The following is a 12,816-nucleotide window of genomic DNA, read 5'->3' on the forward strand; positions in this document are numbered from 1 at the left end:
CCCGATGACCGCGACCAGCGATTCCAAGAAGGACGGCGGCTTCCTCGAAACCGTGCGGGTGATCGTCCATGCGCTGCTGATCGCGCTGGTGATCCGCACGCTGCTGTTCCAGCCCTTCAACATTCCGTCCGGTTCGATGAAGGACACGCTGCTAATCGGCGACTATCTCTTCGTCTCCAAGTACAGCTACGGCTATTCGCGCTTCTCCATTCCCTTCTCGCCCAACCTGTTCGCCGGCCGTCTGTTCGGCTCGGAGCCGACACGCGGCGACGTGGTGGTGTTCAAGCTGCCGCGGGACAACGAGACCGACTACATCAAGCGCGTCATCGGCATGCCGGGCGACAAGATCCAGATGATCAGCGGCGTCCTCAACATCAACGGCACGCCGGTGAAGCGCGAGCGGCTGTCCGACGTCACCGAGGATGACGGCAGCGGCCGCAAGGTGCCGGTGAAGCGCTGGCGCGAGACGCTGCCCAACGGCGTCTCCTTCGAGACCCTCGATCTCGTGGACAACGGCTTCTACGACAACACGCCGGTTTATGAGGTGCCGCAGGGGCACTATTTCATGATGGGCGACAATCGCGACAACTCGGCGGACAGCCGCGTGCTGAGCCAGGTGGGGTATGTGCCGTTCGAAAATCTCATCGGCAAGGCGCAGCTGATCTTCTTCTCCATCGACGAAGGCGCTTCCGCGTGGCAGGTTTGGACGTGGCCTTGGACGGTGCGATGGGATCGGCTGTTCACACGGGTGCATTGAACGGCGTGGGGACTGACCTTGCCGTACTCGAGGAGCGGATCGGCTACCGCTTCCGCGATCGCGACACGCTGGCGCTCGCCCTCTCGCACATCAGCGCCGTCAAGGGCGAGGCGCCGCGCCTGAGGTCGTACCAGAGGATGGAATTCCTCGGCGACCATGTGCTCGGCTCGGTGGTGTCCCACATGCTGTATCTCGCCTTCCCGGAAGGGGAGGAGGGGGAATTGTCGCGCCGGCTGGCGGAGCTTGTGCGCGAGGAGGCCTGCGCCGAGGTGGCCGAGGACATGGACCTTGGCCCCTTCATCCGCCTCGGCCCCGGCGAGAGCCAGTCGGGCGCCCACAAGCGCCGGGCGATCCTGGCGGATGTCGCCGAAGGGGTGGTGGCGGCGGTGTTCCTCGATGGCGGCTACGACGCCGCCCACGCGCTGGTGGAGCGCTTCTGGCGCCCGCGGCTGGAGGCGCCGCGCCGTCCGCTGCGCGACGCCAAGACCGTGCTCCAGGAATGGGCCCAGGCCCGCGGCCTGCCGCCGCCGGTCTATCGCGAGGTGATGCGCTCCGGCCCGGATCACGCGCCGCGGTTTACCGTGGTGGTGGATTTGCCGGGTCTTCCCTCCGCCCAGGCGGAAGGGGCATCGAAGCAGAATGCGCAGAAGGCGGCAGCCGCCGCCTTCCTCGTCCGCGAGGGCGTCTGGGAGAAGGACGAGGCCTGATGGCACCCCGAAAGAAGAAGGGCGAGACGCCTCCGGCGAACGCCGAGGCCTCCGACCTGGCCGCAGCCGAGGCGGCGGGCGAGGCAGAAATCATCACTGACGCGGAACTCGGATCCGAAGGCGCCGTCACCGACCCCGATCTCGGCGAGGAGGATCTCGGTGAAGAGGATTTCGCCGAGGACGGTTTCGAAGATGAGGACGACGAGGCTGACGACGACGAAGGCGAGGAGGACGCCGGCCCGCGTCCCGCCCCGCCGCCGCTGAGCGGGCCGACCCGCTGCGGCTTCGTCGCCTTGCTCGGCGCGCCCAATGCGGGCAAGTCCACGCTCACCAATGCGCTGGTGGGCACCAAGGTCTCCATCGTCTCCCACAAGGTGCAGACCACGCGGGCCATCGTGCGCGGCATCGCCCTCGACGGGCCGTCCCAGATCGTGCTGGTGGATACGCCCGGCATCTTCTCGCCCAAGCGGCGGCTGGAGCGGGCCATGGTGACGAGCGCCTGGACCCATGCGGCCGACGCCGATGTCATTGCCCTGCTGGTGGACGCCAAGCGCGGCCTCGACGCCGACATCGAGGCCTTGCTGGTGCCGCTGAAAGACATCAGGAAGCCCCGCGCGCTCATCCTCAACAAGATCGACCTGATCCGCCGCGACACGCTGCTGGCACTCGCGGCGCAGATCAACGCGATCCTGCCGTTCGACCGGGTCTTCATGGTCTCCGCTCTGACTGGAGACGGCGTGGAGGACGTGCGCCGCTGGTTCGCCGAGACGGTGCCGCCCGGCCCCTGGCTCTATCCCGAGGATCAGGTCTCGGACGCGCCCATGCGCATGCTGGCGGCGGAGATCACGCGGGAAAAGATGTTCCTGCGCCTGCACGATGAGTTACCCTACCGTTCGACGGTGGAAACCGAGAGCTGGAAGGAATTGCGCAACGGCTCGGTCCGCATCGAGCAGACGATCTATGTGGAGCGCGAAAGCCAGCGCAAGATCGTGCTGGGCAAGGGCGGCAGCACCATCAAGACCATCTCCTCGGAATCGCGCGCCGAGATCTCGGAGATCATCGAGGCGCCGGTTCACCTCTTCCTCTTCGTCAAGGTGCGCGAGAGCTGGGCGGACGACCCCGAGCGCTATCGCGAGATGGGGCTGGAATTCCCCAAGGGCGGCTGAGCGACCTTGCTCCGCGCGTGATGCGTCCCCTACCGCCCCTGGGGGGCGATGCGTCCCCTCTCCCCCGGGGAGAGGGTTAGGGGAAAGGACGTCGGGTCTCACGACCCGTGAGGGCGCCGCCCCTCACCCCAGCCCTCTCCCGATGGGAGAGGGAGCTCTGCCGGTGACCGGCCCCAACAGAGTATCCCGCGGTGCCCCGCCTGCAGGCTCACTCCCGCCGTCTCTTCCGCTTGGCCGACGCCAAGCCCACCCCCGTCGCCCTCCGGCTTGACCGGAGGGCCCATCGCGCCGTCAGACCGTGCAAGTGCGACGGAGATCCCTGTGGCGGTGAAATGGGTGCTCCGGTCGAGCCGGAGCATGACGGTGGTTTAGTTTCCCCGTCGCCCTCCGGCTTGACCGGAGGGCCCATCGTGCCGCGGGACCGTGCGCGGCGGACGGATATCCCTGTGGCGGTGAGATGGATGCTCCGGTCGAGCCGGAGCATGACGGTGGTTTATTTCCACGTCGCCCTCCGGCTTGACCGGAGGGCCCATCGTGCCGCGGGACCGTGCGCGGCAGACGGAGATTCCTCTGGCGGTGAGATGGATGCTCCGGTCGAGCCGGAGCATGACGGTGGTTTAATTTCCCCGTCGCCCTCCGGCTTGACCGGAGGGCCCATCGCGCCGTGCGACCGTGCGAGTCGGACGGAGATCCCTTTGGCGGAGAGATGGATGCTCCGGTCGAGCCGGAGCATGACGGTGGTTTAATTTCCACGTCGCCCTCCGGCTTGACCGGAGGGCCCATCGTGCCGCGGGACCGTGCGCGGCAGACGGAGATTCCTCTGGCGGTGAGATGGATGCTCCGGTCGAGCCGGAGCATGACGGTGGTTTATTTCCACGTCGCCCTCCGGCTTGATCGGAGGGCCCATCGTGCCGTGAGACCGTGCGCGGCGGACGCAGATCCCTCTGGCGGTGAAATGGGTGCTCCGGTCGAGCCGGAGCATGACGGCGACCAGCCTGCCTGCCGTAGGCTCGTCGCGCGCGCTGCGACCCGAACCCGGCCCGCGGTCGAATATTGCAATAATGCAATACTGCCTTGCACATTGTCGTCTGGCCATGAGCATCCATGCACGTCTAAACCGATGGCCGAACCCAACCGGGAGACGTTTCCATGTCCAAGCCTGTCGTCGCCATCGTCTATCACTCCGGATTCGGCCACACCAAGGTTCAGGCGGAAGCCGTGCTCGCCGGCATCCAGGAGGTGGAGGCCGTCGAGGGCGTGCTCGTTCCCGTGGACGAGGTGGAGGAGAAGTGGGAGGCGCTGGACGGCGCCGCCGCCATCATCTTCGGCACGCCCATCTACATGGGCAACGTCTCCGCCGCCTTCCAGGCCTTCGCCGAGAAGACCTCCAAGCGCTGGTACGAGCGCAAGTGGGTCAACAAGCTCGCCGCCGGCTTCGTCAATTCCGCCTCGCAGAATGGCGACAAGCACCAGGGCATGCTCGCCTTGTTCGGTCTGTCGCAGCAGCACGGCATGATCTGGGTGGGGCTCGGCCTGCTCCCCGGCAACAACAGCTCCCAGGCTTCCATCGAGGACATGAACCGCCTCGGCAGCTTCGCCGGCGCCTATGCCCAGTCCAATGCGGACCAGGGCCCCGACGTGGTGCCCCCGGCGAGCGACCGCAAGACCGCGAGCCACCTCGGCCGCCGCGTCGCCGAGGCCGCCCTTCGCTGGACCAAGGGCGCCTGATCGGCCCCGTCCCCGACCCCCCGCCGCCGCAGGCGGGGGAGGGGACGGACCCGTTCCGTACAAGGCGGCCCATGGGCCTGCGCCGCACTTCGGCGTGGGCCGATGCGCTTTCGCCGTTCGGCCTCCGCCCCCGCCGGGCGCCCGACCCCGCTTCCGCTCGCGACGGCGGCAGGCTAAGGGGGACGGGATTTTGCGCGCTGCGGAGGATTCTCGATGCGTGACCGGAGCCTTCTCGTGGTGGTGCTCGCCGCAGGGGAGGGCACGCGCATGAAGTCGCGCCTGCCCAAGGTGCTCCACAAAGTCGCCGGACGCTCCATGCTGCATCACGTGCTGGAGGCTACCCGCGCGGCGGGGGCCACCCGCACCGCCGTCGTCGTCGGTCCCGGCCGCGAGGACGTGGCGGCCGAAGCGATGCGCATCGTGCCGGAGGCCGAGGTCTTCGTGCAGACGGACCGGCTCGGCACCGCCCATGCGGTGCTGGCCGCCCGCGCGGCGCTGGAGCAGGGGGCAGACGACGTGCTGGTGCTCTACGCCGACACGCCTTTGGTGCGGCCCGAGACCCTCGCCGCCTTGCGCGCGCCCCTCGCAGACGGCGCGGCGGTGGCTGCCCTCGGCTTCACCCCGGACGACCCCACAGGCTACGGCCGCCTCGTCACGTCCGGCGACGCGCTCCTCGCCATCCGCGAGGAGAAGGATGCGAGCCCCGAGGAGAAGGCCATCGGCTTCTGCAACGCCGGGCTGATGGCCCTGTCCGGCGCCCACGCCCTCTCGATCCTCGACCGCATCGGCAACGCCAACGCGAAGGGCGAATATTATCTGACCGACGCGGTGGAGATCGCGCGGGCGGACGGCCTGCCGGCGGTGGCGGCCCGGGCCGACACCGAGGAGGTGGCTGGCGTCAACAGCCGCATCCAGCTGGCCGAGGCCGAAGCCATCCTGCAGAAGCGCCTGCGCCTCGCCGCCATGGCGGGCGGCGCGACGCTGATTGCCCCCGAGACGGTGTTCTTCTCCGCCGACACGCAGCTCGGCCGCGACGTGATCGTGGAGCCCAACGTGGTGTTCGGCCCCGGCGTCAGCGTCGGCGACGATGTGATCATCCACGCCTTCTGCCATCTGGAAGGGGCGCATCTGGAGGCCGGCGTCTCCATCGGTCCCTATGCGCGGCTGCGGCCGGGCACGCGGCTCGATGCCGGGGTGCGCATCGGCAATTTCGTGGAGACCAAGGCCGCCCATATCGAGAGCGGCGCCAAGGTGAACCATCTGTCCTACGTGGGGGACGCCCATGTGGGCGCGGGCGCCAATCTCGGCGCCGGCACCATCACCTGCAATTACGACGGGTTCGCCAAATACCGCACCGAGGTGGGCGCCGGCGCCTTCATCGGCGTCAATTCCGCCTTGGTGGCGCCGGTGACCATCGGCGCGGGGGCCTATGTGGGCACCGGCGCGGTCATCACCTCGGACGTGCCGGCCAACGCCCTCGCCCTCGCCCGCAGCCGGCAGGTGGTGAAGGAGGGCTGGGCCAGCGCCTTCCGCGCCGCGCGGGCGAAGAAGGACGACAAGGCCTGAGGGCGGCTGACACCATCGGAAAGGCGATGTGATTGCGCGCCTTGCGCGAGGCGGGCTAGGAACGGTCCATTCAGCTTTTGCGGCGCACCTTGAGCCTCGCAGCGGCGGGCGCGGAGCGCGGCCCCCATAACCATCGGAGCTTTTGCGCATGTGCGGGATCGTCGGCATTCTCGGCAAGAGCGCCGTCGCGGACAAGGTGGTGGAATCGCTGCGGCGGCTCGAATACCGCGGCTACGATTCCGCCGGCATCGCGACGCTGGAGAGTGGCCACCTGGAGGTCTGCCGCGCCGAGGGCAAGCTGCGCAATCTCGAGATCAAGCTCGACAAGCACCCGCCCAAGGGCCATTCCGGCATCGGCCATACCCGCTGGGCCACCCACGGCAAGCCCTCCGAGCGCAACGCCCATCCCCACGCCACCCGCCGGGTGGCGGTGGTGCACAACGGCATCATCGAGAACTTCCGCGAGCTGAAGCAGGGGCTGGCGGCCGAGGGCGTCGCCTTCCGCAGCGATACCGACACCGAGGTGGTGGCGCAGCTGGTTGATCGCGAGATGCTGGCCGGCAAGGACCCGGTGGCGGCAGTGGCGGCGGTCCTGCCGCGCCTCAAGGGCGCCTTCGCTTTGGCCTTCCTGTTCGACGGCAAGACCGACCTCATGATTGCCGCGCGCCGCGGCTCACCGCTGGCCATCGGCTACGGCCAGGGCGAGATGTTCCTCGGCTCCGACGCCATCGCCCTTGGACCCTTCACCAACCGCATCTCCTATCTGGAGGAAGGCGACTGGGCCGTCCTCACCCGCGAGGGCGTGGAAATCCGCGACGAGGAGGGCCGCATCGTCGAGCGTCCGGTGCAGAAGGTGCCGGCCGGCGCGCTGCTCGTGGACAAGGGCAACCACCGCCATTTCATGGCGAAGGAGATCTACGAGCAGCCCGAGGTGATCTCCCACACGTTCGGCCATTATCTCGACCTCGCCGCCGAGACGGTCTGCCTGCCCGACTTCCCGTTCGACCCGAAAGAGGTCCAGCACATCTCCATCACCGCGTGCGGCACCGCGCTCTACGCCGGCGCGGTGGCCGAATACTGGTTCGAGCGGTTCGGCCGCGTGCCGGTCTCCACCGACATCGCCTCCGAGTTCCGCTACCGGGAGACGCCGCTGGCGCCGGGCGGGGTGACCATCGTCATTTCCCAGTCGGGCGAGACGGCGGACACGCTGGCCTCCCTGCGCTACGCCAAGGAGTGCGGGCAGAAGGTGGTGGCGGTGGTGAACGTGCCCACCTCCACCATCGCGCGGGAGGCGGACGTGGTGCTTCCCATCCTCGCCGGGCCGGAGATCGGCGTCGCCTCCACCAAGGCCTTCACCTGCCAGCTGGCGACGCTGGCTTGCCTGTCCGTCGCCTTTGGCCGGGCCAAGGGCGTGCTGGGCGAGGACGACGAGCACAAGCTGGTGCGGGCCTTCATGGAGGTGCCGCGGTTGATGACGGAGGCGCTCAAGCTCTCGCCCGAGATCGAGGTGCTTGCCCGCACCCTCGCCAAGGCGCGCGACGTGCTCTACCTCGGCCGCGGCACCAATTATCCGCTGGCGCTCGAAGGCGCGCTGAAGCTGAAGGAAATTTCCTACATCCACGCCGAGGGCTACGCCGGCGGCGAACTGAAGCACGGCCCCATCGCGCTGATCGACGAGAAGATGCCGGTGGTGGTCATCGCCCCCCATGACCGCATCTTCGACAAGACCGTCTCCAACATGGAGGAGGTGGCGGCGCGCGGCGGCCGGATCATCCTCGTCACCGACCCCAAGGGCGCCGAGGCCGCCCCCGTCGAGGCCGTGCAGAAGCTCATCCTGCCGGAGATGCCGGCAACGGTGTGCCCCATGGTCTATTCCATTCCCGTGCAGCTCATCGCCTACCACACGGCGGTCATCATGGGGACGGACGTGGACCAGCCACGGAACCTTGCAAAATCCGTTACCGTGGAGTGACGCGGCCTCGCGCGCGACCAGACCATCTGGTTACATTTATCCGTCGCAACCCCGCAAACCGCTCGCAAAGGGCTTGCGCGACGGGAGAATCTGGGCCCTTCTGTCCGCCACGCTTAAGCCAACGCGGTCGCTAGCGGATGCACGTCGGGCTCTTCCCCGCGGTCATGAACGTTGCCCTTGCGATGCTGCTCGCACTGGGCTTCTTGGCGCTTGCGGTGATGCACCGCGGCTCGCGCTCCCCCGTCTGGTTCGCCGCCAGCTTCGGCATCGTCGCTCTCGCACCCCTCGCCATGCTGGTGCAATCCTACACCGGCTGGAGCATGGTCCTCGCGCCCGTGATCTACCTGCCGTTCGCGGCAAGCCTGATCCTGATGGTGCCGGGCCTGGCCGGGCTCTACCGCCAGCCGATTCCCTGGCCCATGGTCGTGGGCCTCAGCGCCATCACCTTCCTGTCGGCGACGGTGATCCTTGATGCGCGCGAGAATACGTTCCTGCGCGTGTTCTTCTATCAGCTGCCCTTCACCCTCGCGACCGGCGCCTGCGCCTGGGTGGTGCTCAGCCACAGTTCGCGACGCCTGCGCGACCTGCTGCTCGCCGGCCTCTACGGGCTTTTGTGCCTTCAGGTCCCGCTGAAGGCGACGCTGGCCGTCAGCCTGGGGACGGGGCCGCATCAGATCAATTATCTGGACTCCGCCTATGCGGTGGTATCGCAGCTCACCACCGGCATCCTCATGATGGCGACCGGGCTGACGCTCCTGGTGGTTGCCGTGCTCGAGCTGGTCCGCGAAAGCGAGGTGGTGGCGGAGACGGACTCCCTGTCCGGCCTGCTCAACCGCCGCGGTTTCGAGCAGCGAGCCGCCCGCGCGGCGGCGCAGGACGAGAAGCGCGGAACGCCGACCGTGCTGCTGCTCATGGACATCGACCATTTCAAGGGCGTCAACGACACCTACGGCCATGCGGTGGGCGACCGGACGATCCGCGCCTTCGCCGACATGCTCCAGCGCACCGTGCCCCAGTCCGCCCTCGTGGGGCGGCTTGGCGGCGAAGAGTTTGCGGTGCTTCTGGAACGGGCCTCCCTGGAGATGGGGCGGCTTCAGGCGGAGGCCATCCGCCTTGCCACCCTCGGCCAGGACGAAGCGGGTATCCCGCGGTTGACGGTCAGCGCCGGCGTTGCCGAGCTCCGCCGGGACGCGAGCCTCCAGGCCAGCATCGAGCGGGCGGACGCGGCGCTCTACGAAGCCAAGCGCACGGGCCGCAACAAGGTGTGCTGCGCCGCCGCGGAATCGCCGTTGCACAACGTCGTGTCGCTGCGGCGCTGACACCAACGGTGGCGGTGTTGATGGGGCGGGGGGCGGAGCGCCGATTGCGCGGCTCCCTATTCCTTACCGAACGGCGATTGGCGCGCCCTTCGCCCGCCGCTCAACGCGTGCGGGCGTAGACGCTCGCCACGTAGAGCGCCACCACCGACCAAGCGGCGAACAGGATGGCGAACACGGCGCCGGCTTGCAGCGGCGGGGTGGGGAACGCTTTTTCATGGGGCAGGGTCGGCGCCATGAAGGCGAGGATGTAGACCTGCTGGCGCGCCCGTTCCATCCGGGCATCGGCGAGTTCGGCCTCCGCCTGCTTCAGGCGCTGCTCGGCGAGGCGCCGGCGGGCTTCCAGCTCGGCGCCCGCGACCAGATTCCCGCTCGATCCCTCCTGCCCGCCGCTGCCGCCAAGCAGCGCACCGTCCAGGCCGGCGATCTTCTCGTCGAGCGAGCGCAGCCGCTCCTTCAGCGCCCGCACCACCGGGGACTCTTCGGCGAGCCGGGCGCGGGCGGCGGTGAGGTCGGTGTTGAGGGCCGAGCGCTGGTCGCGCAGCTTCGAGATCACGGCGAAGGCGTCGCTGGCCGTGCGGGTGGGGTCCAGCGTGCCCTGGGTGTTGCGGAACGCCTCCAGGGACGTGCGCACCACGGCGAGCTCGGTGAAGGCGGCGCGCTCCTCCGCCTCCGCCTCCAGCACCCGATCGCCGCGATTGCGCGCCGTGAGGTCGTTGGCCACGGCCTCGGCCTGGCGCACCACGGCCGCCGCCAGCAGCGCCGCGCTCTCGGGACTGAAGGCGCTGACCTGCACGCGGATGACGCCCGAGAGCTGCTCCAGGCTGACGCTGACCTGGCGGTTCCAGTAGGCCACCAGATCCTCGGTGCTCGCCGAGCCCGAGAGGGCGAACACCGGGTCGCGCGCGCCGATGCCGAACACCCTTTTAAGGTTCAGCTGCTCCTGCAGGGCATCCACCATGGCGCGGCTGCGCAGATAATCGACGATGACCCGCGCCTCCTGCGTGTTGGCCACCTGGGGCACGTTGCTGCTGGACACTGCCGCGCCCGTGTTGGAGACGGTCTCAAGATTGCCGCGCACCACGAAGCGCGTCTCCGATCGGAACTGCGGCGCCGCCAGGGTGGCGAGATAGACGAACACCGCCACCGTCGGCAGCAGCACGCAGAGGGCGAAGCTCGCGGCGGCAAGCTCGGCGCGGGTCAGGCGTGCCCGGCGTCCGGCAGCGAGCTCGACCTTGGCCGAGACATCATTGCGCCGGCGGGCGAGGGTGCCGCCGGGGATGCGCAGCGAATGGAGGCGGGGCAGGAAGCGCTGGAGTCTGCGAGACACAGTGACGCCGGCGGCCGCCGGTGCTGCGGCGGGCGGGTCGCTGGCCTTGCTGATCTCGTTCGCCGGTGCCGGTGAGATCATGCCGGGCCGCCCGCTATTGCGCCACCGCCGCCGTGCTTACCACGGGTTGCGCGACGGAATTGAACAGCGAGGTGATCTTCTGCAGGTCGGCGAGCGGCGCATTGGCGATGTAGATCGCATCCTTGCTGCGCAGCTGGAAGCCGCGGGCGAGGAAGATGAAGTTCGGATCGCGCATGTTGAGGCGATAGATGACGCGAACGTAGCCGTTGCTCTGGAGCGGCTGCTCGTCCGGCCGCAGCCGCGCGGCAAACCGGACCGGCTCGACCCGCATGAGATAGACGCCCGACGGATCGGCACGGAAGTCGAGCAGGCCGCCGACCCGCGCGATCGCCTCTTCCAGCGTGATGCCCAGGGCATCGAACGGGACGACCGTGGGGTTTCCGGCAGCGCCGAACACGGTGAAGGTCTGCGGGTCGCGGATGAGGACGATCTTGTCCAGCGGGCGGACGTAGACGTCCTCCTTGGGGTCATTCATCAGCGCCTGCATGGGCACCGTCACGGTGGAGCCGCCGCGGCTGAGGCGGACGAACACCTCGTGGGCGGGCACCTTGATGCCGCCGGCGGAGGCGATCACGTCCAGCACGCGGTCGCCGCGCGGCGAGAGGGGAATGATCGCCCCGCTCGTCACCTCGCCGAGCACGGTGGCGGCATTGCTCACGCTGCGCGACACGACGACCACCACCTGCGGCTCGATGGCTTTGCCGTTGAGCCGGTCCACGATGGTCGCCTCGATCTGCGCCGGGGTCTTGCCTGCTACCGCGATGCGCCCGGCGTAGGGCACGGTGATGGAGCCGTCCTGCGCCACCTGCTGCTCGGGAATGACCGCGCTGCGCGAACCGGTTCCCAGCCGGTCGATGACCGGGCCGGAGAACAGGCCGCCTGCCGCGGCCTCCCAGATGGTGACGGTCAGGGAATCGCCCACGCCCACCACGTAGCGGGTGGGCGGCCGATAATCGCCGAAACGGGTGCCGAAGGTGGGCGCGCGCTCCTGGGCGAGCAGAGCGAGGGTGCGGTCGTCCACGTCCACCAGCAAGTAGCGCTGGTCGTCCGCCGGCTGCGCCATCTCGATCTCGGTGCGCGACGGGCCCGACGAAGGTAGCACCGTGCAGCCGGAGATCGCCCCGAGAAACAGGAACAGGGCCAGGGCTCGGGTGATCAATCGCATGAATACCGCTTCGTGTCCGCCGCAGTTGGCGCCGCTGTTATACAACCCGCGGCGGGTGAGAGCGACCTAGCCATACAACGTTTAAGGGAGCGTTGCGGTGCTGCAACACGTATAGATGTCTTAACGCTTCGTTTGCTGCAATGCGAGATGGTGGTGAACAGGAGGTATCGTTTTGTCGGAAGCGCTGCCGTGAGGCGCGGACCCGCGCCGCCTGTGGATACGGTCGCATCTCGCCCCCTGGCCATCATCAGTGGCGGCGGCAGCGGCATCGGCCTGGCAGCGGCCCTGCGTCTCGGCCGGGCCGGGTGCCGCGTCGCCCTGCTCAGCCGCGATGCCCACAAGCTGGCGCAGGCCCAGCATGCGATGGCGGCCGAAGGGATCGAGGTGGTGGTGCAGGCGCTCGACGTGCGCGATCGCGCCACCTGCGCCGACGTCGTCTCGAACCTGTGTGCGGAACATGGGGCGCCGCTCTGGCTGGTGACCAGCGCTGGCATCGTCGAGCCGGGATTCTTCCTGGAGCAGGATCCGGCCCTCGCCGCCGCGCAGATGGACACCAACTTCCACGGCACCTTGAACCTGGTCCACGCCGGCGTCCCGCCCATGGTGGCGGCGGGGCGGGGCCATGTGGTGATGGTGGCCTCGTCGGCCGGCCTGTTCGGGGTGGCGGGCTATTCCGGCTATTGCGCGTCGAAATTCGCTGTGCGGGGCTTCGCCGAGGTGCTGCGCATCGAGCTGGCGCGCACGGGCGTGAGCGTGACCGTCGCCGTGCCGCCCGATACGGACACGCCCCAGCTCGCCTATGAGTCGAGGCTGCGGCCCGCCGCCATCGCCCCCTTCGCGGGAGCCGGCACGCCCCTGTCGCCGGACAGGGTCGCGGCCCACATGATCCGAACCGCCGAGCGCGGTGGATTCCTGTCGGCGCCGACGGCGGACCTTGCCGCCATCGCCCGCCTTCAGGGCCTCGCCGGCGGCGTCCTCGCCCGGGTGCAGATGCGCCTTCTGCGCCGCCCCGCGAAGCGCTGACGGCT

The 12,816-nt window shown here is 68.9% G+C and carries 10 protein-coding genes; 8 read left to right on the forward strand and 2 right to left on the reverse strand.

The window, feature by feature from the left end; all coding sequences use genetic code 11:
- The first annotated feature begins 4 nt into the window (after window positions 1-4).
- The 7 genes from lepB to ABLE93_RS05685 all read left to right on the forward strand — a co-directional run bounded on the left by lepB (window position 5) and on the right by ABLE93_RS05685 (window position 9,215).
- On the forward strand, window positions 5-757 hold the full coding sequence (gene lepB / locus ABLE93_RS05655) for a signal peptidase I (protein WP_348838554.1): 753 nt from the start codon (window positions 5-7) through the stop codon (window positions 755-757).
- Between the two features lie 5 nt (window positions 758-762).
- Complete coding sequence (gene rnc, locus ABLE93_RS05660) at window positions 763-1,464, forward strand: ribonuclease III (protein ID WP_348838556.1); 702 nt, start codon at window positions 763-765, stop codon at window positions 1,462-1,464.
- Window positions 1,464-2,630, forward strand: coding sequence for a GTPase Era (gene era / locus ABLE93_RS05665; protein WP_348838557.1), 1,167 nt, complete (start codon window positions 1,464-1,466; stop codon window positions 2,628-2,630). The genes rnc and era overlap by 1 nt, the downstream gene beginning before the upstream one ends.
- A gap of 1,149 nt (window positions 2,631-3,779) precedes the next feature.
- Window positions 3,780-4,358: a flavodoxin family protein gene (locus ABLE93_RS05670; RefSeq protein ID WP_348838558.1), complete on the forward strand. Its 579-nt coding sequence runs from the start codon at window positions 3,780-3,782 to the stop codon at window positions 4,356-4,358.
- Window positions 4,359-4,571: 213 nt separating this feature from the next.
- Complete coding sequence (glmU, locus tag ABLE93_RS05675) at window positions 4,572-5,924, forward strand: bifunctional UDP-N-acetylglucosamine diphosphorylase/glucosamine-1-phosphate N-acetyltransferase GlmU (RefSeq protein ID WP_348838559.1); 1,353 nt, start codon at window positions 4,572-4,574, stop codon at window positions 5,922-5,924.
- Window positions 5,925-6,072: 148 nt separating this feature from the next.
- Window positions 6,073-7,896: a glutamine--fructose-6-phosphate transaminase (isomerizing) gene (glmS, locus tag ABLE93_RS05680; protein WP_348838562.1), complete on the forward strand. Its 1,824-nt coding sequence runs from the start codon at window positions 6,073-6,075 to the stop codon at window positions 7,894-7,896.
- Between the two features lie 164 nt (window positions 7,897-8,060).
- Entirely contained in the window at window positions 8,061-9,215 is a 1,155-nt protein-coding gene (locus tag ABLE93_RS05685; RefSeq protein ID WP_348838563.1) for a GGDEF domain-containing protein, read from the forward strand.
- A 100-nt stretch (window positions 9,216-9,315) separates the two neighbouring features.
- On the opposite strand, the gene ABLE93_RS05690 is transcribed toward ABLE93_RS05685, so the two are convergent.
- Both ABLE93_RS05690 and ABLE93_RS05695 read right to left on the reverse strand, forming a co-directional pair.
- The gene (locus tag ABLE93_RS05690; protein ID WP_348838564.1) at window positions 9,316-10,623 is read right to left on the reverse strand and encodes a KpsE/RkpR family capsule polysaccharide export protein; all 1,308 of its coding nucleotides are present in this window, start codon (window positions 10,621-10,623) and stop codon (window positions 9,316-9,318) included.
- A gap of 13 nt (window positions 10,624-10,636) precedes the next feature.
- On the reverse strand, window positions 10,637-11,788 hold the full coding sequence (locus tag ABLE93_RS05695; RefSeq protein ID WP_348838566.1) for a polysaccharide biosynthesis/export family protein: 1,152 nt from the start codon (window positions 11,786-11,788) through the stop codon (window positions 10,637-10,639).
- Window positions 11,789-11,977: 189 nt separating this feature from the next.
- On the opposite strand from ABLE93_RS05695, the gene ABLE93_RS05700 reads away from it, so the two are divergent.
- On the forward strand, window positions 11,978-12,811 hold the full coding sequence (locus ABLE93_RS05700) for an SDR family NAD(P)-dependent oxidoreductase (protein ID WP_348838568.1): 834 nt from the start codon (window positions 11,978-11,980) through the stop codon (window positions 12,809-12,811).
- Window positions 12,812-12,816 lie beyond the last annotated feature (5 nt).

This window comes from Xanthobacter pollutisoli (genome assembly GCF_040044995.1).
Taxonomy (GTDB): Bacteria; Pseudomonadota; Alphaproteobacteria; order Rhizobiales; family Xanthobacteraceae; genus Xanthobacter.